We start from the raw sequence: 19,416 nt of genomic DNA, 5'->3' as shown, positions 1-19,416 counted from the left end.
TTTTTTAATATCAGCAAAAGAGGTAAATAGTTTTAACCTCATTCTTAACAATCTTACCGAAAGACGCTGGAAAATAACTCATAAGATTTCAATCTGTCCTCAAAATCAAATGCTGCATTTACTGCCATAATTTCATTGACATCGTATTCATCGGCAAGTATAGTCAGCTGCTTCCTGAGCTCTTCCGGAGTTCCTATTGCAAAGCGATGACTATTAAAGGTAATCCTTTGTTCTTCAGCCGGGCTGTATTTTACATCTTTAATTTCTTCGAAGGTAACAGGATCAAACCGGCCTTTAGTTTCAAGCTGCAAAAATCTGTAATTTAACACAGCTTTCACTTGTTCATTCCTTTCCTTTGAGTCGGAGCAAAACATAAAAAGAGCAACCAATACCCTGGGTATTCTGAGCTGTTCAGAAGGTTTAAAGTAATTCCTGTAAACTTCCACAGCCCTTGCTCCTCCGTTAGGATTAATAAAATGGGCAAAAGCAAATGCCATTCCCAAATGTGCAGCAAACAAACCACTTTGTCCACTGGAACTTAATACCCATTGTTCCGGGATACCTTTAACAACAGGGGTTGCCAACACCTTTCCCTTATCAGATTCAGACTTAAGGGAATCACTGAGATAACCTTGAAGATCTTGAAGCTGCTCTATAAAATCCTGTTCACTGAAATGATTATGTGGATTAAGCAATGAAGCTGTGAGTCTATCTCCTCCCGGAGCGCGACCTACACCAAGATCTATTCGACCTGGAGCCAGAGCCTCCAGTATTCTGAAATTTTCAGCGACTTTTAAAGCGCTGTAATGAGGCAACATAACACCACCAGAACCTATCCTGATTTTTTTTGTCTGAGATGCCAGGTACCCCAATAATACTTCTGGAGATGAACCCGCAACAGAATACATATTATGATGTTCTGAAACCCAGAAACGGTGATATCCCAGATTATCAGTAAGCTTTGCTAGTTCTACAGTAGCTGCCAATGCTTGCTCTGCTGTCCCTCCCTTAGGGATATGCGACTGATCTAAAACACTTATATACATTTTAATATCTTTAACATACTGATATTCAACAATAGCACAAACTAATTTGGTTTCCCTTGTATCACAAGGATTCCAGGAGTCTAATGTAAAATACATAATTGCATTTTTCAACACCCAAACTTTAATTTTACCACTCATTTTCAGAATTACCACAAAAAAAATATCTACCTTTAAATAACCATTTATATACTAACACATGAGAATATTACGCATATCAACACCCCTCCTTATGTTGTTTTTTTCAATTCAGTCATTTTCACAAAACAAATTGGATTCCCAAAAAATGGCAGAAAAGACTGTACAAGAACTTAACGACCGGATGCTACTTACTCCTCAGAAAAAAGATTCTCTCATTCTTATTTTTAATAAATACTATTCTGAAAAACATCTTAATCGAAGTAAAGACAACGAAAAGTTTGCTAAAGCAATAGAGCAAAACAGAGATATAAGTGTCAAACAAGTACTTTCCCCTTTTAGCTATCAGGAATACCTTAGGTATATTGAAGAGCAAAAGAGTAAAGTAAAGTCAAAAGACAGAGTAAGACACGGAGAAAGAGAAGGTTCAACCAATCTAATCGACTTTTAATAATATTCGTATTTATTTCACCTTAAATGAAGAAAAAAATTATTTATGGAGCATTGCTCCTGCTTATTGCAATTCAGTTTGTTAGACCAGAAAAAAATCAAGGTTTAGCTGATACTCCAAATGACGTAACACACCATATTGATGTTCCGGAAAGTACATTAAAAATCCTGAAGACTTCTTGCTACGATTGCCATTCAAATCATACAAATTACCCTTTGTATTCAGAGATCATGCCTTTTGGATGGTTCCTTGCTGACCATGTAAAGGATGGTAAAAAGCATTTGAACTTTTCAGACTTTTCAAAATATACCAAAAAGAAGATTGATCATAAACTAGAGGAGACTGCTGAAGAAGTTGAAAAACATGAAATGCCGCTATCCAGTTATCTAATCATGCATTCAGAGGCAAGACTAAATGAAAGTCAGACTCAGGAAATTATTGAGTGGGTTAATAGAGAGAGAGCTAAATTGCAGGCTTCTGGGCTTTAACGCTTTACAAGAGGCAATAAAAAAGAGCAAGTTTGATGCTTGCTCTTTTTTTTTATGTTAATTTAATTCTAACCTTACCTAAAGTTATCTTTAATTATTTATTCCTATTGTCTTTTCCGCTTCCTTTCCCCCTTACCGGTGCCTGACGTTGCTCACTACCACTCTGACTTCCGGAAGACACATCAGACATATTAGTTCCATCACCTCCGCCTCCCTCTTTCAGATCATCATTATTGATAAGCTTCCTTCTCTTCTTAGGTTTTGCATCCTCCATAGTCATCTTCCCTATTTTGTAAGAGAAGGTTACCTTAAAGTTCATATTATGAAGGACATTGGTACTCTTCTGATTGATAACAGGAGACACAAGTTCACTTCTTATTCTGAATGAAGTGTTAAAGAAGTTTTCTGCTCCCAATCCAACACTTCCTTTACCATCTTTAAGTTGTTTTCTGAAAGTAAGACTATATATACCAAATCCCCCCTGATATCCTTGTAATTGAACTTTTCTTCCTCTATAAAAACCAAACAACTGTGCTTCCCAGCTTTTAGGTAATTTATAAGCTGCCATTAATCTATAATTAGCAACCCACCCCTCATTGCTTGCATTGTATATAGGGTCAGGTACATTATTTCTTAATACGGCATAATACACATCGGTTCCTCCGTTTAAGCTGAACTTATCCGATAACTTAACATTGGCAAAAATACTGAAGCCATAACTGTTTTCGCTTCCTATATTCTGGTAAGTAGTTACGATGGTATCTCCCTTTACATTTCTTACGCTTTGAATGGCATTATTAGAGTTTTTTGCAAAAGTAGAAATCGTCAAAGAGCTTCTTTTTATATAAGCATTGTAAGCCAATTCAAAATTATTAGTGTATTCCGGGTCAAGATTCGGATTTCCAAAAGATACATTAAGAGGATTCGCTGCCTGAAGGTTGGGATTCAGATATCTTAATGAAGGCCTCTGGATTCTTCTGTTATATGAAGCTTTGACAATGTTTCCGCTTTTCAGCTTTCTTGATAGGTTGATGCTTGGAACAAGTACACCGTATGATGGAATATCAATAGATTCTCCCCCGTTTTGAAGTCTTGCATCAATGGTGGTGTATTCATATCTCAGACCAACCTTTGCACTGTACACTTTCTTTAATGTCACCGTTGCCGCACTGTATGCAGAAGCTACATTCTGATTGTAATTAAGTCTGTTACTCAAATCATTATTAGTCAGCTCAGAAAAGGGCCCCTCACTGCCCGGAGCAGAGAAATACTTATAATCACTCGTAACGTTTCTGTAAATATTTTTAACACCAACCTCAAGCATCACAGTAGAATCAATAGGCGTCTGGTAATCAGCCTGGAATGTAGCTTCCTGATTATAACTATCATTTAAGTTCTTTAACCTGCTTACAGTTGCAAGACCGAAATTGTCCATAATAGAATTTGTAAAGTCGTTAACGCTTTTACTCCTGCTGTACAAAGCCATAAAACTCAACTCCCTCATAGGTTTCTTAAAAAGGCGAGTATAATTTAGGTTAAAATCAAGATTAGTATTGTTGTTTTTGGAGAAGACATTTCTTATTCCTATGTTCTCCAATGCCCCCCCCTGATAAGTTTCTGTAGTAAGATCATCCTGAAAGTTCTTGCCATTTCTGAATCCAATTTTTGCAGAGGCTGACAACAAGTTGTTCTTATCAATGTCATAGTCCCATCCAAACTGATAATTGCCATAGCCATGGAAATTTCTGGTGTTTGCATACTGAACATTTTCGTTCATCTCACCGGTTTCACTAATTGTTGTCTGAGTATTTCTAAAACTTCCAGGAGTATTATAACTCCATCTGCCATTACCTCCCAGAGAAAATCCCATCTTCCCTTTTCTATAGCTGCCGTTCAAACCCAAACTAGACGCCCTTAATCCAACACTACCATCAATACTCACCATAGCACCTTGCAGATTATTTTTTTTGGTAATAATGTTAATGATACCTGCAGATCCTTCTGCATCATATTTTGCTGATGGAGAAGTAATCACCTCGACGGACTTAATCATATCTGCTGGGATCTGTCTTAATGCATCTGCAACGCTTGTAGCAGTAATTGTCGATGGTTTATTATTTATGAGGACTTTTACGTTTTCACTACCTCTAAGGGAAACATTCCCATCAAGATCAACAGAAAGCATTGGCACCTTTCTTAACACATCTGTTGCATCACCACCTTTATTGCCTGCATCATTTTCTGCATTATATACTGTCCGGTCTACCTTTTCCTCAAAAACAGGCTTTTCACCAACAACAGTAACTTCTTTTAATTGCTGAACGGTCTGGCTTAGTTTAATTTCACCAAGGTCAATATTTTCTTTGCCTTCAGAAACAGAGATTCCTTTTATTACTTTCGTATCATAACCGATAAATGAAATTTCGATATCATAGACACCTGCGTCAATTTTAGTAATATCAAATTTACCATTTTCGTCTGCCATTGTACCATTTACAGGATTCCCGGATTCCTGGCTTATTATTGCAACAGTTGCAAAAGGAACAGATGCACTATTTGCTGAATCTTTAATAACGCCTTCAATCTTACCTTTACCCTTGGAAGGAGCAGGTATAGCAGATTTTTCAGCTGGTGGCTGGTTCTGTCCTAAAATGATATTAGAAAATGCTAATAGAATACAAAAAACGATTGAGTACTTCACCTCTTAACAATTTATTTAAAACAGTTTAAAATTAGTATTTAAAGTTGAAAGTATATAACCATTCATATTTGAAAATCAACGGTTGGTATATTAACTTGGAGTAAACATTCTGAAACTCAAAGATCCTGACAAGCTTATACCTAATTAAATTTCCATTAAAACTTTTAGTCACAAAATCAATGAGACAATAATCCTTTACAACTGTCAAAAAAATCATAAACTAAAACAACACAAAAAGCTGATAATAAAACACATTCCCAAAAATATCCTTCTAATTAACATCTTTTCTTACCTCTTTTACCTTTACAATTACATTTTTGCTAAGTTTGAAGTCTTTAATGTTAAAGAATTGTTAAAAAAATAAACATTTTTAGCTCAGGAAAATTAAAGTTTAGTTAGCTCAGGCAAAACAATTGAAATAATATATAAATCATGGCGATTTCTAAAGAAGATACCATTCAGGCTATCAAATTATCCCAAATCATTCAAGACCATTTTGACAAAAACAAAAATTGTGGTTCACTTAGTACAAATGATATGTATGAGTTTATCTACAAAAAAGGAATAAGCAACTGGGATAAAAACAGCACTGGTAAATTCAAAGATTTTCTAAAAAAATTATCTAACAACAACGCACTAGACCTGATCCCTCAATGTAGAGCAGAAAGTACTGGCAGATCTGTTAGCTGGTATTTTGAATCTACGCCCGGGAAAGTCATTAAAGCAAGAAAGTTGGTGCCACTTTCTGAGGCAAAAAATGTAGTTGCGAACTAAGAAAACAGAGACCTTTAACCTGGTCTCTTTTTTTTTACCATTAATTCTCTTTTTTAGCAACTTCCCAATATTTTTATATACAAAAACAATCACTTGATATTCGCCCTATTCTAAATAAAATTGTTTTTCATAAAGAAAAAAGAAGGTATGTTAAAGCTCCTAATAACTGCGACATCTTTGATCCGTAAACAAAGGAATTAATCCTCACTTGAACCGAAGAAAACCTTGGCTTTTTAAAATAAAACAAACACGCCCTTTAATTTTGTAATAAAACCACCTCAGGAGAAACTGGTTTAATAGTGAAGAGAGTTGGTTCAATTTTCTTATCTAAAGTTGAAATATTTGATGAAAAGGATAAACTGATTGGCAAGCTCAAAAAAAGTTTTTTCTATAGATCGGAAATTGATGCTGAAGTGGCTAAAAAAAAGAGCGGATCTAGTAAAGAACTATTCCTGAAAGCGGAAGACGAAAAGTAGATAGTAAAAATAAGTCTTTAAATGACAACCGAAATGAAAGTATTAGATTTACTTACTTTTTTAGATGAATTAAAGGATGAGGTCTATAGCAAATAAAAATGCCGGAATAAAGGCTAGCTCTTATTCCGGCAACATTTTTATATAGCCACCTTTAAATTACCTGAAAACTTGTAGCTCCTGACAGTTTGCCATCCAGATAAACCTGCATAAGGTGTTTACCTGGCTTATACTCGCTTCCTTTCTCAAAAACAAAGTTAATATTTTTACTTCCAGAATATTCAAAATCTTTGTTAACAGTATAAGGAATTTCCTTTTCCCCGACTTTTAACATACCTCCGCCTTCAAAAGGATTGTACAATGTTTTTCCTCCAGGTTCAACTAAACGCACAGTTACTTCCACACGTCCTTTGGATGATTCAGGAAAAGCTGCCAACACTATTCTGAATTTAAGCTTATCCTTAGGTTTCAAAGAAATAGCATCTGCTTTTATTTCCTTGCCATTAACAATAGCGACAATGTTGATTTCTCTTACTTTTAATGTTGTTTTAACAGGAGCTGTTTTGGAAAAAGCGTCAGAGACTTCGTCCGTATTTTCAGAATCCAAACCACTGGCAGCATTAGCTTCAAATTCAACACCCTCTTCTGCTTCCTCTGCTTTTTTAGATATAGCTTCTTCGAATTTAACCAGCTCTTTAATGAGGTATTTTACATTCGCTTCGTTACGGGCATACTCTTTTTCCTTTAACTTACGGGTTGCCTTCTGCTTTTGAATTTCGTCAAAAATGTATTCCAGTTCCGTTTCTTTTGATTTTAATTCACCCAAAACCAAAGCAAATCTATTAGACTCTTGCTTTACCGAATCTTTCATTACTTCATTCTCCAGTTGCAATGCTAACAAATCAGCTTTTAACTTTTCAATTTCACTTGATTTTTTAACAATTAGGAGACTGTCCTGTAAGATGCGGTTTCTCTGGGACATAATAATTGAATTTTTCTCTACTCCACTATATATAAAATAAGCCAGGGCAATAGAGATTGATAAAAAAGCTATAAAAAACAGCTTTTTCAGATCACTTTTGGTTGAGTTTTCATTTGTTGACATATGAATTTATTTTGGGAGAAAATTGGGATATGCTTCCATTCCATGCTCAAGCTGGTCAAGGCCTTCAACTTCTTCTTCTATACTTATCCTGATACCTATGGTGTATTTCAGAATCAGAAATACAATAAACGAAAACACAAAAGATGCAAAACCTGCAGCAGACATGCCTGTGAGCTGGGCAATAAGCTGGTCTATTCCGGCTTTATTTCCAAACAATCCGACAGCAAGTGTACCCCATAAACCACAGGAAAGATGCACCGACAATGCTCCTACAGGATCATCTATTCTAAGTCTGTCGAAAACCATAACTGAAAACACCACAATCATTCCTGCTACTGTTCCAATTATGATACTGTCCAGAACACCCATTTGATCTGCACCGGCAGTAATACTTACAAGCCCTGCAAGGATACCATTCAATGTCATACTCAAGTCAAAAGATCTGCTTATTGAAAAAATAGTAATGCTGGACACAATACCTCCTGCACATGCTGACAGGCAGGTCATTACCAGCACCCTAGACACCTCCCCTGGATCAGCTGATAGCACAGATCCTCCGTTAAAACCAAACCATCCGAGCCAGAGCATAAAGGTACCAATCACTGCTGAAGTCATATTATGACCAGGAATTGGGTAAATATTATTACCTTCATATTTGCCAAACCTGGGCCCTAGCAGCAATACAGCCGCCAGTCCTGCCCAGCCACCGACTGAGTGAACGAGAGTGGAACCTGCAAAATCATGAAAGCCTATTGTATTAAGCCATCCATTTCCCCATTTCCAACTACCAATAATCGGATAGGCAAAGCTTACAAACAATGCTGAAAAAATTATAAAACTGATTAGCTTGATTCTTTCTGCAACAGCTCCGGAAACAATGGTAGCACATGTAGCAGCAAACATCCCCTGAAATAAAAACTCTGTCCAAAATGTGTAACCAGAGCTATAATCTATTCCTTCACCACCATCCGGAAGGAATAATCCAAATCCTTTAAAACCTATAAAATCATAAGAAACTCCCTTTTGAAAGCCAGGATACATCAGACCATACCCCACTAAAGCAAATGAAAGCAAACCAATACAGGGAATAATCACATTCTTAAATAAGATATTGGTTGCATTTTTTGCTCTTGACAAACCTGATTCAAGAGTAGCAAAACCAAGGTGCATAATAAATACCAGGATCGTTGCCACCATCATCCAAAGATTATTAATTACGAAACTACTTTTCTGAATTTCATGGGTTTGAGCAAGTTCTGCACTTTTTGCAGCAGCAACTGAATCCTTTATAGACTGAATCGCCTGAAGAAGTTCTGCTCTGATCAGTTCAGACTGATAAGAATCAGTTGCAGTGCCATGAATAGTGTCATAAATGATATCCTGCATATTGTAATAATTTAGATTTTAACTAACTCCGCGACATCGAAAATTACAATTTTCCCATCTCCAACCTGGCCTGTGCTTGCTGCCATTTTAATGCTATTTACCACCTCTTCACAATCTTCTGAAGGCACTATGATTTCTATAGACCTCCTTGAAACAGAAGCATTATCAACAATAGAAGTACCCCGATAAGCACCTTTACTTTCACGATGAAAAACAGCATCTTTAACATCGTAATAGGTAAAAACTTCTATCCCAATTTTGTGCAATGCACTCCGAACTTCCTCAAATTTCGATGCCCTGATTATTGCCTGAATTTTTTTCATGAAGTTAGAATAATCAAAATCTATTCGTTTTCAATTTATATAATTTTTTTTATATTCATAAAAAAGATTCGCAATTTTAAATATTACAAACTTCCTCATTTCTTTACCCCTGTTTACTTTTTCTGAAATTTTAGCATGAATTTGACTACATATTTTAACAGAAATTTAATTTTTAACCTACTTTTATCTCAGAATGGCTTAGAATTATATAAGTAAACCCAAAGTTCTTTTTTGAACTAAAACAATATTAAAAATAGAAGAATAATTAAAAATATTATAAATATAGTCCTAAAATGAAACAATATAAGCATCATGCAATCATCATAACTACAAGGCATCGAAAGCTTATTAATGAATTAAGATTAAAGGCAAAAGAATTTTTTATTAAGGATATGCAAGCCAAAACCGGCCCTACTCTGATAGGAGAAATTACTCCCAGTATCATTGGTGAATTTTATACCATGGTCATTTTTCCCGATGGAAGTAAAGAAGGATATGAAACTTCTGAAGAAGCGGATAATATTCGCTGTAAAATTGTTTTAGCCATAAAAGAACTCAATCAAAAAGCTGGAAACCAGGAATTAAGTTTTGTAGAGGTAACTTATGGATCAGATAACGAACCAGCTGCAATTTTAAATACAAATTAAAATATCAGTCTAAAATCTCTACTTCATCAACAATGTATTTAGTATCACCTCTCCAGTCAAACTGGAAAAACTTTTCATTATAATGTACTTTTACTCGTTTTCCATTAAGCAATGCGTTTTGTAATTTACTCTTCAATTCATCTTCAGAACCTTTTACTGAAAATTTCCAGATATTTGAAACGCTTACTGATGGTTGCTGTTCATTTAGAACCATCCCAAGATTGAGTTCACCCTCATATGTTTTAAATAGAACTCCTCTCTTACTGAATTTTATCATTGTTCCTGCCCTGTATCCATCACTATAATTGCCGAATAAAAAATACCCTCCTACTCCTAATATTACCACAATAACAATAAGTCCAATTATCTTAAGTTTTGCCATGAGAATTTTGAAATTCTCAGAAAAACTGTCTTTCAATACTTTTGTTCTTTAAAGTTCCATACCTTTGGTTAGCTAAATAATATACAGTGCAGCCAGATCCGGAAATTCTAATCAAAATAGTAAAAACAAAAATGCCTTTTGGCAAATACAAGGGTACCTTGCTGTGTGACCTTCCTGTCTCATACCTTGAATGGTTTCAAAAAGAAGGATTTCCAGACAACAGCCTTGGAATGATGTTGGCTACTGTCTTCGAAATTAAAATCAATGGACTTCAGGACATCCTGAATAATCTGAAAAAAATGTATTGAGACTGTCTGATTACCCGGCTTTGAATACTTTAAGAAAGCTCAAACTGCAGTTTATTAAGGTTTCTGTACAAACCATTATCAAGATGGATCAGCTCATCATGAGTCCCACATTCCTTTACTAATCCCTTTTCCAGCACGACAATTTTATCTGCATTTCGAATGGTTGAAAGTCTGTGTGCGATCACAATAGAGGTACGTCCTTTCATCAAGCTGTCTAAAGCTTTTTGTACAAGCAGTTCAGATTCACTGTCAAGTGAACTTGTAGCTTCATCAAGAATCAGAATTGCAGGATCTTTTAATATTGCTCTGGCAATAGCCACCCGCTGCCTTTGTCCACCGGAAAGTTTGACACCTCTTTCCCCTACTACCGTATTATAGCCTTCAGGGAAGCTACTTATAAAACCATGTGCGTAAGCCTTGCGGGCTGCCTCTTCCACTTCTTCCCCGGTGGCATCCGGTTTTCCATAAGCTATGTTTTCAAAAATTGTTCCTCCGAAAAGTAATACATCCTGAGGCACAAAAGCCATTTGCTTTCTCAATTGAGATAAAGGATAACTTCCCGCATCCTTCCCATCAAATAATAAAGCTCCTTCTGCAGGATTGTAAAATCCTAAAAGCAAAGAGACCAAAGTACTTTTGCCTGCCCCGCTGGGACCTACAATGGCTATCTGCTGACCCAAGCCTGCTTTAAAGCTAACATCTTTTAATATCTGTATTTCAGGGCGTGATGGATAGCTAAATGCCACATGCTTTAGCTCCACAGTTCCTTCAATTCTGAAAGCTTCCTGTACAGGCTCATCCTTGATGTTTACATTTTCAGTGACTTCACCAAACAGTTCTTTTACTCTTTGTGTGGCTCCCAATGTCTTCTGTAATTGTGAATACAGCTCCGCAAAACCAGCCATAGATCCTCCTATAAAAGCAGTATATACGACAAAAGCTGTAAGTTCTCCAAACTGAAGGATACTGGTTCCGTACCAAACTACCATGACAATTGCAGCAAAGATGCTAAAGATCATGATTGATATAAATATTCCCCTAAGCTGCGCACTTTTGATAGCAAGCTTTACTACCTTTTCTACACTGATGCTATAACGTTTTAATTCATAAGCTTCATTTGAAAATGCTTTTACATTGGCTATTCCCTGCAATGTTTCCTGGACAATTACTCCAGAATCTGCAAGCTGGTCCTGTGCATCTTTGGATTCCTTTCTTATCCTTCTGCTGAAGACTACCGCAACAACGACGATCACAGGTACTACAGAAAGCATCACCAGAGTGAGCTTCCATGATAGATAGAAAATTAATCCAATACCAATAAGCAATACTACCAGCCCTCTCAACAATTCAGCAAGGACAGAAGAAACAGTATCCTGTATTTGGGAAATATCTGCTGATAGTCTGTTTGATAATTCTCCCACTCTTCTTTGAGCAAAGAACTCCATAGGCATCATGATCATCTGCTTATAAATATCTTTTCGAAGGTCAGCCACGGCATGCTCTCCCACAAAAGAAAAAAGATATACTCTTGAAAATGAAAACACCATCTGAATCGAAAGCACTCCGAGCATAGTCAGCGCAACCAGTCCGGGAGCGATGGCATCTTTTCCAAGACTTATCTGATGTGCATTATCTATAAGCTCTTTTAATAAATATGGAAAAGCCATTGTAGTAACTCCGGAAAGTGCTATGAGCACCAGGCCCAGAATAAATTTAAATCTGTAAGGTATAATGTATTTAAAGACCCATAAATTTTCTTTGATACTTTCTTTACTTAACTTAACCTTCGATAATTCTTCTTTGATAGATCCGTTGCTGCTATAATTTGGTCTTGCCATTTGCTAATTCTGGTTGCTCTCTTATTAAAGAGAAGACGATTAAATGAAGTAAATATTTTAAAGAAAAGAAATTAATGCGTCCTTCTGCTTTGCATAATTATAAAAAAATTCTGAACACATCCTGTACTTAATAACATGAATAGCAATTTACATGAATTAAGAATTAAAATTATCTGAAAAGATCCCTTCCGGGTAGCTCTCAAAATATAACTCGATCAGATTCAACAAGAACCTGAGTCCCACATCCAGCACCTCCTTTATCATGTTATTACTTATTTTAATAAGAGTTAAATTATCAGGATCAATATGGGTGTCCAGGGCCAAAGCAAGTTTTGTTTTTGATGTAGTATTTCCAGGAACAATAGAATTATGATGAACAATTATATTTCTTATTTCCCTGTACATTACAAGTCTTTTCCAATCTTCTGAAATGACCGGCTGACTTATGGGTATAATATTTAAAACAAGTGAATGATATTGATAAACCTTATCCATATCAGACAGCTTCCTTTTAAAAGCAGAATGGTCTGTCACTATTATTTCGCAAAACTTTCTGAATGAATATTCAAAGAAAGAATAAGCAGTTACAAAAAAAGAATTTTGTATTATAGAAGGTGTAAAAGGATAAATCTGAACCTCTTCAAGGGAATATGTATCTACTTCTTTATGTATTGATAATCGATCCTTTACCCCTGTAGAGCCCATTACCGCATCTATAGCCAATTGTATTGACTTTTCACAGTTACTGAATTCAGTATTTAAAATTTGGCTAAATTGTTGCTTGTAGTTCATACAAAAATTTTATCACAGACTTCCGTTTTTTAAATGACTAGTTCAAGTTGCTAAATTAAATAATGTAATTTTTTTTAATGAAAAAGCAAGATGATTATGTGGATAAAAATAAAACCCTTAGAATACAATTTTTACTCATATCTGTTATTATCGTCATAACATTACGAACATTAAGCCGTATAAACATTAAAATTTTATAAAGTTATGAGCTCAGCATTAGAGATAGCAAAGGAAAAACTTGGCGAAATTCACTTTACTAAAGATGATGTTCTAAGTGATCCGGCAAAGAGAAGGCTTAGAAACATTTACCTTAAAAAGGCAGAGCTTCTTGGAAATGGATACAAAGGAAAGGTAAAGATGTTTTTCAAAACACTTGAAGGAAATGTGCTTTGTGTTGAAACCACCATTTGGGAAGCCAATGAAGAATATATAACACTCAAAGGAGGGATCAACATCCCAACCAAATCTATCCTGGAAATCGAATTTTAAGCTGCCTCTTCGAAGAAAATTAAACAGCCTCCGGAAAGAGGCTTTTTTATTTCTTCTAATATTTATATGATCACACCTGAAAGTTATTATTACTTTATCAGGTAAAATTATTCGCCCTGATAAAAATCCTGCAAAGCTCCGAAATATACTTCATTCCAACCTTCTACAATATCGTTGTAATCTTCGTCAGGTATATTGGTATGTCTCAGTTCTACAGAGGTTCCTTTTTTATCCTGGTGTAGAATTATTGTTACGATAGATTCAGTTTCCTGATCTCCAAAAAACCATTCCTGCACAATTTTTTTACCTTCTGTAAATTCTATATTTCTTCCGGAAATACTTCCATCCCAAAGAGAAAAGTCAGACCCAGGAACAGTGGACATCTCTGCTGGCTCTCCTGACCAAAGCTGGATGGTCGCAGGGTTTGTTAATGCAGCAAACACTTCCTCCGGTTCAGCCGGGATAATAAAGTATTTTTTATAATCTTTCACCTCTTATATGCTCTTATTAATAATCATTATAAAAAAAGCATGCCTGAATGATCAGACATGCTTTCTATATTTTCCTTTTAATACTTATTTAGACAACGTTAATGCTCCTACACCGATTTTTCTACCATCACAGTAAAACTCTATTGTGTATTTACCTGGCTTATATCTGCTTCCTTTCATATAAAGGAAACCAGTTGAGCGAGAATTCTCAAGATCCAAAGTCTGCTTATCAGTATAGAAGGTTTTTTTACCATTAACAAGGAAAGTTTTATCACCTTCAAATAGAGTTGCTCCACCTGGCTCAATAAAGCGCATATAGATTTCTTTTTTCCCCTGAGCAAGATCATTCTGAGCAAGAGAAATAGACATTTTTACCTGCTGAACTACCATAGCTTTATAAGCGGGAGCTTGTTTAAGTTCTTTACCTCCGTGGCCTAATGCTGTAATATGAACTGACTCAACTTTCAATGCAGAAGCTACAGATACTTTCTCAGCCAACTCCACCTTTTCATTTACAAGAGCTTTAATAGAGTCATCTTTCTCCTGAAGCTGTTTGTAAAGAGTTTCTTTCTCATACTGAAGATGCTTATTTTCAGCTGATAATGACTGAAGGCTTGCACTTGCCATTATATAGTCTTTTTTGAAGTTTGACAGCTTTTTGTTCAACTGATTAATTGAAAGCTGCTTGTTCTGAAGCTGTGATTTTAAATCATCAAGTTCTGCAAGTTTAGCTCTTTCCTCACTCAACTCCAGACCAAGTTTTTGCTTTTCTGCAATGACGATCTTAAGGCTGTCCTGAAGTCTTGTTATCTCAGCTAACTTACCATTAATATCAGCTTTAAAAGTTTCTGTTGTGCTTTGCAGCTCGGCTTCAGCAACTTTTGCCTGGTCCATTTTGCTGTAGATGAAAAATGCAAGTGCACCAATTAACAATACATTGGTAATCAAACTGGCAACTTTTACAAAATCTGTGCCTCCTCCATTTGATTTTGGCTTGGATTCTTTTTTAGCTTTCTCAGGTTTTGATTTTACTTCCGGCTTAGTCTCCTTTGGTTCTGGTTTAACTATAGCCTTTACTTCCGGTTTAGCTTCAACTTTTGGTTCTTGACTTGCCTCAACTTTCTCAAAAGGAGTTGATTCTGATTGTACAACCGGAGCTGAATCAAACTTTATTTCGTCAGTTTTTTTTGACTCAATCTTTGTCTCCTTTTTAACATCAGAACTAGCTGCCTGATTTTTTTTGTCATTCGGATCAGCAGGTTTCTTCTTGACTGGTCTCATGATCGGTCTGGGACCATTCATTCTAGGTTCTGGGCTCATGAATTATAAAGCTTTTATTAATTGTACTAAAATGTGATTTTTTATAAAAAGATTGACAATTTACATAAACCGTGAAACATCTACAATGTTTTTTAAGTATAAATCTTTTTTTTGTTTAAGCAGATTTTTACCTGGGCAAATGCTTAAAACGACTCTATAAAGCTAATTTTAAGATTTCCATTTGACTATTACAACCTTTCATTGAATGTCCTGACAGGATTTCCCCGCTCCAGGCAATTGTGCTGATTCCATTGACTTTGTACCTTTTTTGATGCTTCATCAGCATTCCAGCCTAAAACTTTGACTTTCAACCCTTCAAGAGCTTCCGATTTATTTTGATATTGAGACCTTCTTTCTGAAGCTACTACTGAAATTCCCGATGGTAAATGTTTTGCCCGAATAGCCGACTCCGTTTTATTGACGTGCTGGCCTCCAGGACCAGAAGCTCTGAGGCTTTCAAAGACCACCTCTCTGTCATTCCAGACAAAAATATCAGCTACATCATAAGCCTTTATTCCGACAAACCAATTTTTCCTTTTATGAAATTTTCTGTAAGGACTCGGAGATATCCACAAAATTGAACCTTCCCAGTTTATTAAAAACTCTTTTCCCCTAATACCTTTTATCAAGACAGAAACTGACAATAGGGTGCCGTTCAATGGTCCAACCTCTTTATCCACGATATTTGCAGAAAGATTTTCTTTTTTAGCTTCTTTAAGGAAGATTTCCAGCACCTTTGCCACCACCTTCCAGCATTCCTCCGGACCACGACCGGAGGATATTTGCACTAAATATTCATTCATCTTATTCCTTATTCATTCTTACAATTTTCGGAAAAAACTTTCCGTGAACATCTACAAGTGAATGCTGAGCAGCCATTACTTTTTCAATGTCTTTATATGCCTGGGGTGTTTCTTCCACTGTACCTCCGAGTAGTGTTACTCCTGCTGAAGATAGCTGCTTCTTCAATGATGACATGGTAAAGGTTTCCCGGGCCCCGCCCCTTGATAGCCTTCTACCTGCACCATGTGATGCTGAATTCAGGGAATCGCTGTTACCTTTACCAACAACAAGAAAACCAGGCGAAATCATATTACCAGGAATAATACCCAATGCACCTTTGCTTGCAGGAGTAGCGCCTTTTCTGTGAACTATTACTTTTTGATCATTCTGCCATTCTTCCCAGGCAAAGTTGTGATGGTTTTCAACCCTTGCTATCGGTTTTTCTCCGATTGCTTTAGCCAGGTTGTAATGAATACGGTCATGACATGCACTTGCATAGTCTCCTGCCAGATTCATACTCTCCCAATATTCCTGCCCTACAGCACTTTCGAGGGACAACCAGGCCAAATGCTGAGCTTCTTTTGGCAGTTTACAAGTATCCATTGCAATTTTCATATAATGCTTTGCAATCTCAGCTCCCAAGCCACGAGAGCCTGAATGAGAAAGAATCGCAAGGTATTTTCCTTCAGGGAGATCAAGTATATTATCAGGACACAGCTCTAACAGACCAAACTCAACAAAGTGATTTCCACCTCCAGAAGAGCCTAGCTGCTTCACAGCCTTACCATGAAGCTTTTTAAGTAAATCTGTATTTTGGAATTCATTTCGATCAAGAATTTCATGTTCCTGAGCAAAAGCAAGGCCTCCATCCATACCAAAATGAGTAAATTCGCCCAATGCTTTCTTTAAATGGTAAGCATTCATTTGGAGGTATTTTTCAGAAAGATCAAAAACAGACAGTGCCATCCTGCAACCTATATCAACTCCCACTGCATATGGAATAACTGCATTATCTGCTGCCAATACACCTCCTACCGGTAACCCATATCCAGTATGAGCATCGGGCATCAGAGCGCCTTGAATTGTTATGGGCAAGCGCATGGCAAGATCCATCTGCCTCTTGGCATTCCCATCTATATCTTTCCCGCCAAAAATCTTATATAGCGAAGGCTCCTCAAGCAACTCATAAGATTTAAATGACTTTGCCTTTACCTTTGTAACAAATGTGCTTGCTAATGGACCCAGCTTCTCATCGTTTATGTATTCATCCGGGCTATCCTTTACAAAGGACAGCATTTCCAATATTTCTTCTTTGGCAATATGTTTAAAATGACGCATTACCAGCGCGATTGCCACGCTGCGGGATACATCGTTATGATAACCTATTTTTGTAAGGTCTTTCGTTTTAATAGTTTGTCTTCCCATATGGGTTTTGACTATATATATAATGTGAGATAAAAATTTATTTGCCCCTTATCAATACAAAGGGCTTGATATTCTGAAGTCTCTGAGACCATTTCAGAAAAAACATTAAACACCATCATAAAACTTTGGATTTAAAACAACTAAACATTTAACAATACTGAAATTTTAAATTCAGAAGGCACAAAAAATACCACCTTTCCCGGAGGAAAATATCTGGAAATAACTTAGCAGGTAAGGAAATCAGGACAAAAACAGAAAATTAATACCGGTAAAAAACGATATTATATTTCAGTAAATCATTCTTTAACAAATTGTAAACAGGTCCAAAATGATACCTAACAACTTGCTGCTTTTGATTTTTAATGAATAAAATAATGAAGATCCTGAGCTTATAACTAAGCTTTCAGTTGTATGGGTAATATGTAGAATAGGTTTGCAACATAATTTCCTCCTTTCAAAAAATTAGGGGATTTGCACTGCAAAGGTAAACTTTTTTTAAAAAAGAAGCACTATAAATGATGCCTTTTATTTTTAAACAAAAGTTACCTAAAAAACTTTAACCTAAAATTGTGACCAACTTGTAAGAAATTACCGGTTATTCCCCTATAATTACACCGTATTTTTCCCTACATTTGATCCGTTTTTTACGAAACCTAACCAGGTAACACAAAAAATTAACCAAATGACCCGAAAATTATCAATTATTCCCTTTATCGTTTTAATTGGCATTGCCTTAATTACTTTATTAATAACAGGTGTTCCAAGTGTAAACACAATTGACTATTGGACGAAGTACAAAGACCAGTTAAGTGCCGGAGACACAGCATGGATGCTCACAGCTGCCGCGCTGGTTCTGTTGATGACTCCGGGATTAGCTTTTTTTTACGGGGGCATGGTGAACCCTAATAATGTAGTATCTACCATGCTACAAAGCTTCATTTGCATGGCTGTCATTTCTGTTCTCTGGATTGTTATGGGCTTCAGCCTTGCTTTCGGAGAAAGCTATGACGGATGGATTGGCAACCCTTTTACGTATTTCTTTTTTAATGGTGTGACAGAAGGGAAACCCTGGATAAATGCACCTACAGTTCCGCTTCTGTTATTTGCCCTTTACCAGCTAAAATTTGCAATTATTACGCCTGCATTAATTACAGGAGCTTTTGCGGAACGTATCCGCTTCACCTCTTATATCCTGTTTATTTGTCTGTTTTTCATTTTCATTTATGCACCTCTTGCCCACTGGACATGGCATCCTGAAGGAATATTATTCAGCCTTGGCGTTCTGGATTTTGCTGGAGGAACAGTTGTGCATATGTCTGCAGGCTGGGCTGCCCTGGCATCTGCTCTTTATTTGCATCAAAGAAAAGAAGCAGAACATAATCCTGCCAACATTCCATTGGTGATGCTTGGAACAGGCTTGCTATGGTTTGGATGGTTTGGATTCAACGCAGGATCTGCACTTGGTGCAAATCAACTGGCTGTCTCTGCTGCGATGACTACAACAGGAGCCTCTGCTGCTGGTGCCCTTGCATGGATTTTCTTTGACACTGTAAAAGGTAAAAAGCCAAGTGCATTAGGCATGTGTATCGGAGCAGTTGTCGGTCTTGTTGCCATTACTCCTGCCGCAGGGTTTGTCACAGTACCACACTCTATATTTATAGGTGTTATCGCCAGTCTTATCTCCAATAAATTGGTAGACTGGAGAACCAGCAAAACGACAGTTGACGACACCCTGGATGTATTTCCATGCCATGGTGTAGGCGGAATGGTTGGAATGATTTTAACAGGTGTATTTGCTACCAGTGCGGTAAACCCAATTATACCTGATGGTGATAATGGTTTGTTCTTTGGAGAAACAAAATTATTCCTTCATCATCTTGCTGCGTTAATTGGTGTGTCTGTATTTGCATTCGGAGGATCTTATCTTCTGCTTATGTTTACCAACTGGATCTCTCCACTGAGAGTAACCGAAGATGACGAAAAAGCGGGTCTGGACTCAAGTCAGCATGGAGAAGGTTATTTATCCTGGGTAAAGAATGACTTTGAGCATTCATAAAAA

Annotated in this window: 20 protein-coding genes; 8 read left to right on the top strand and 12 right to left on the bottom strand. The window is 36.5% G+C overall.

The window, feature by feature from the left end; genetic code table 11:
* Positions 1 to 53 precede the first annotated feature (53 nt).
* Complete coding sequence (locus tag MYP_RS13770) at positions 54 to 1,184, bottom strand: LLM class flavin-dependent oxidoreductase (protein ID WP_231570049.1); 1,131 nt, start codon at positions 1,182 to 1,184, stop codon at positions 54 to 56.
* 58 nt (positions 1,185 to 1,242) lie between these two features.
* On the opposite strand from MYP_RS13770, the gene MYP_RS13765 reads away from it, so the two are divergent.
* On the top strand, positions 1,243 to 1,632 hold the full coding sequence (locus tag MYP_RS13765) for a hypothetical protein (RefSeq protein ID WP_156140593.1): 390 nt from the start codon (positions 1,243 to 1,245) through the stop codon (positions 1,630 to 1,632).
* A gap of 26 nt (positions 1,633 to 1,658) precedes the next feature.
* A complete protein-coding gene (locus MYP_RS13760) occupies positions 1,659 to 2,120 on the top strand; it encodes a heme-binding domain-containing protein (RefSeq protein WP_045464393.1) in 462 nt (153 codons plus the stop codon).
* 94 nt (positions 2,121 to 2,214) lie between these two features.
* Here the strand turns inward: MYP_RS13760 and MYP_RS13755 are convergent, their stop codons facing one another.
* A complete protein-coding gene (locus tag MYP_RS13755) occupies positions 2,215 to 4,821 on the bottom strand; it encodes a TonB-dependent receptor domain-containing protein (RefSeq protein WP_081990518.1) in 2,607 nt (868 codons plus the stop codon).
* Positions 4,822 to 5,253: 432 nt separating this feature from the next.
* Between MYP_RS13755 and MYP_RS13750 the strand changes: the two genes are divergently transcribed.
* Together MYP_RS13750 and MYP_RS26100 are read left to right on the top strand one after the other, a co-directional pair.
* Positions 5,254 to 5,595, top strand: coding sequence for a hypothetical protein (locus MYP_RS13750; RefSeq protein WP_028980252.1), 342 nt, complete (start codon positions 5,254 to 5,256; stop codon positions 5,593 to 5,595).
* 299 nt (positions 5,596 to 5,894) lie between these two features.
* The gene (locus tag MYP_RS26100) at positions 5,895 to 6,071 is read left to right on the top strand and encodes a hypothetical protein (protein WP_156140591.1); all 177 of its coding nucleotides are present in this window, start codon (positions 5,895 to 5,897) and stop codon (positions 6,069 to 6,071) included.
* 151 nt (positions 6,072 to 6,222) lie between these two features.
* On the opposite strand, the gene MYP_RS13745 is transcribed toward MYP_RS26100, so the two are convergent.
* The 3 genes from MYP_RS13745 to MYP_RS13735 all read right to left on the bottom strand — a co-directional run bounded on the left by MYP_RS13745 (position 6,223) and on the right by MYP_RS13735 (position 8,882).
* Positions 6,223 to 7,173: a hypothetical protein gene (locus tag MYP_RS13745; protein WP_045464390.1), complete on the bottom strand. Its 951-nt coding sequence runs from the start codon at positions 7,171 to 7,173 to the stop codon at positions 6,223 to 6,225.
* A 6-nt stretch (positions 7,174 to 7,179) separates the two neighbouring features.
* On the bottom strand, positions 7,180 to 8,409 hold the full coding sequence (locus MYP_RS13740) for an ammonium transporter (protein WP_045464704.1): 1,230 nt from the start codon (positions 8,407 to 8,409) through the stop codon (positions 7,180 to 7,182).
* Between the two features lie 161 nt (positions 8,410 to 8,570).
* Positions 8,571 to 8,882: a P-II family nitrogen regulator gene (locus MYP_RS13735; RefSeq protein ID WP_045464388.1), complete on the bottom strand. Its 312-nt coding sequence runs from the start codon at positions 8,880 to 8,882 to the stop codon at positions 8,571 to 8,573.
* Positions 8,883 to 9,175: 293 nt separating this feature from the next.
* Here MYP_RS13735 and MYP_RS13730 point away from each other — a divergent pair, with 293 nt between their 5' ends.
* On the top strand, positions 9,176 to 9,529 hold the full coding sequence (locus MYP_RS13730) for a hypothetical protein (RefSeq protein ID WP_052430201.1): 354 nt from the start codon (positions 9,176 to 9,178) through the stop codon (positions 9,527 to 9,529).
* A 4-nt stretch (positions 9,530 to 9,533) separates the two neighbouring features.
* Here MYP_RS13730 and MYP_RS13725 read toward each other — a convergent pair whose 3' ends face one another.
* Positions 9,534 to 9,911 (bottom strand): hypothetical protein, encoded by a 378-nt coding sequence (locus tag MYP_RS13725; protein WP_045464701.1) that lies wholly within the window; start codon positions 9,909 to 9,911, stop codon positions 9,534 to 9,536.
* An 86-nt stretch (positions 9,912 to 9,997) separates the two neighbouring features.
* Here MYP_RS13725 and MYP_RS13720 point away from each other — a divergent pair, with 86 nt between their 5' ends.
* On the top strand, positions 9,998 to 10,219 hold the full coding sequence (locus MYP_RS13720; RefSeq protein WP_028980258.1) for a DUF3820 family protein: 222 nt from the start codon (positions 9,998 to 10,000) through the stop codon (positions 10,217 to 10,219).
* Between the two features lie 29 nt (positions 10,220 to 10,248).
* On the opposite strand, the gene MYP_RS13715 is transcribed toward MYP_RS13720, so the two are convergent.
* Both MYP_RS13715 and MYP_RS13710 read right to left on the bottom strand, forming a co-directional pair.
* Positions 10,249 to 12,057 (bottom strand): ABC transporter ATP-binding protein, encoded by a 1,809-nt coding sequence (locus MYP_RS13715; protein ID WP_045464385.1) that lies wholly within the window; start codon positions 12,055 to 12,057, stop codon positions 10,249 to 10,251.
* A gap of 156 nt (positions 12,058 to 12,213) precedes the next feature.
* Positions 12,214 to 12,849, bottom strand: coding sequence for a hypothetical protein (locus MYP_RS13710; RefSeq protein ID WP_045464383.1), 636 nt, complete (start codon positions 12,847 to 12,849; stop codon positions 12,214 to 12,216).
* A 204-nt stretch (positions 12,850 to 13,053) separates the two neighbouring features.
* Here MYP_RS13710 and MYP_RS13705 point away from each other — a divergent pair, with 204 nt between their 5' ends.
* Positions 13,054 to 13,338: a hypothetical protein gene (locus tag MYP_RS13705; RefSeq protein WP_045464381.1), complete on the top strand. Its 285-nt coding sequence runs from the start codon at positions 13,054 to 13,056 to the stop codon at positions 13,336 to 13,338.
* A gap of 107 nt (positions 13,339 to 13,445) precedes the next feature.
* Here the strand turns inward: MYP_RS13705 and MYP_RS13700 are convergent, their stop codons facing one another.
* The 4 genes from MYP_RS13700 to MYP_RS13685 all read right to left on the bottom strand — a co-directional run bounded on the left by MYP_RS13700 (position 13,446) and on the right by MYP_RS13685 (position 17,357).
* Positions 13,446 to 13,829: an SRPBCC domain-containing protein gene (locus MYP_RS13700; RefSeq protein ID WP_045464379.1), complete on the bottom strand. Its 384-nt coding sequence runs from the start codon at positions 13,827 to 13,829 to the stop codon at positions 13,446 to 13,448.
* Positions 13,830 to 13,913: 84 nt separating this feature from the next.
* Positions 13,914 to 15,149 (bottom strand): hypothetical protein, encoded by a 1,236-nt coding sequence (locus tag MYP_RS13695; RefSeq protein WP_045464377.1) that lies wholly within the window; start codon positions 15,147 to 15,149, stop codon positions 13,914 to 13,916.
* A 188-nt stretch (positions 15,150 to 15,337) separates the two neighbouring features.
* Positions 15,338 to 15,952 (bottom strand): peptide chain release factor H, encoded by a 615-nt coding sequence (gene prfH, locus MYP_RS13690; RefSeq protein WP_045464375.1) that lies wholly within the window; start codon positions 15,950 to 15,952, stop codon positions 15,338 to 15,340.
* 1 nt (position 15,953) lies between these two features.
* On the bottom strand, positions 15,954 to 17,357 hold the full coding sequence (locus tag MYP_RS13685; protein WP_045464373.1) for an RtcB family protein: 1,404 nt from the start codon (positions 17,355 to 17,357) through the stop codon (positions 15,954 to 15,956).
* 682 nt (positions 17,358 to 18,039) lie between these two features.
* On the opposite strand from MYP_RS13685, the gene MYP_RS13680 reads away from it, so the two are divergent.
* Positions 18,040 to 19,413 carry an ammonium transporter gene (locus tag MYP_RS13680; protein WP_045464371.1) on the top strand — a complete coding sequence of 458 codons (1,374 nt, stop codon included), beginning with the start codon at positions 18,040 to 18,042 and terminating at the stop codon, positions 19,411 to 19,413.
* Positions 19,414 to 19,416 lie beyond the last annotated feature (3 nt).

Origin of the sequence: Sporocytophaga myxococcoides (assembly GCF_000775915.1) — a bacterium.
GTDB lineage: Bacteria > Bacteroidota > Bacteroidia > Cytophagales > Cytophagaceae > Sporocytophaga > Sporocytophaga myxococcoides_A.
Note: the sequence above shows the minus strand (reverse complement) of the source record. Positions and strands in the feature narration are given on the sequence as shown.

Bases quoted from the DNA above. Each gene is read 5' to 3' on its own strand.
- MYP_RS13680 (WP_045464371.1), top strand. From the start codon at position 18,040: ATGACCCGAAAATTATCAATTATTCCCTTTATCGTTTTAATTGGCATT.
- MYP_RS13765 (WP_156140593.1), top strand. From the start codon at position 1,243: ATGAGAATATTACGCATATCAACACCCCTCCTTATGTTGTTTTTTTCA.
- MYP_RS13730 (WP_052430201.1), top strand. From the start codon at position 9,176: ATGAAACAATATAAGCATCATGCAATCATCATAACTACAAGGCATCGA.
- MYP_RS13735 (WP_045464388.1), bottom strand. From the start codon at position 8,882: ATGAAAAAAATTCAGGCAATAATCAGGGCATCGAAATTTGAGGAAGTT.
- MYP_RS13760 (WP_045464393.1), top strand. From the start codon at position 1,659: ATGAAGAAAAAAATTATTTATGGAGCATTGCTCCTGCTTATTGCAATT.
- MYP_RS13770 (WP_231570049.1), bottom strand. From the start codon at position 1,184: ATGAGTGGTAAAATTAAAGTTTGGGTGTTGAAAAATGCAATTATGTAT.
- MYP_RS13750 (WP_028980252.1), top strand. From the start codon at position 5,254: ATGGCGATTTCTAAAGAAGATACCATTCAGGCTATCAAATTATCCCAA.
- MYP_RS13695 (WP_045464377.1), bottom strand. From the start codon at position 15,149: ATGAGCCCAGAACCTAGAATGAATGGTCCCAGACCGATCATGAGACCA.
- MYP_RS13685 (WP_045464373.1), bottom strand. From the start codon at position 17,357: ATGGGAAGACAAACTATTAAAACGAAAGACCTTACAAAAATAGGTTAT.
- prfH (WP_045464375.1), bottom strand. From the start codon at position 15,952: ATGAATGAATATTTAGTGCAAATATCCTCCGGTCGTGGTCCGGAGGAA.
- MYP_RS13745 (WP_045464390.1), bottom strand. From the start codon at position 7,173: ATGTCAACAAATGAAAACTCAACCAAAAGTGATCTGAAAAAGCTGTTT.
- MYP_RS13705 (WP_045464381.1), top strand. From the start codon at position 13,054: ATGAGCTCAGCATTAGAGATAGCAAAGGAAAAACTTGGCGAAATTCAC.
- MYP_RS13710 (WP_045464383.1), bottom strand. From the start codon at position 12,849: ATGAACTACAAGCAACAATTTAGCCAAATTTTAAATACTGAATTCAGT.
- MYP_RS13725 (WP_045464701.1), bottom strand. From the start codon at position 9,911: ATGGCAAAACTTAAGATAATTGGACTTATTGTTATTGTGGTAATATTA.
- MYP_RS13715 (WP_045464385.1), bottom strand. From the start codon at position 12,057: ATGGCAAGACCAAATTATAGCAGCAACGGATCTATCAAAGAAGAATTA.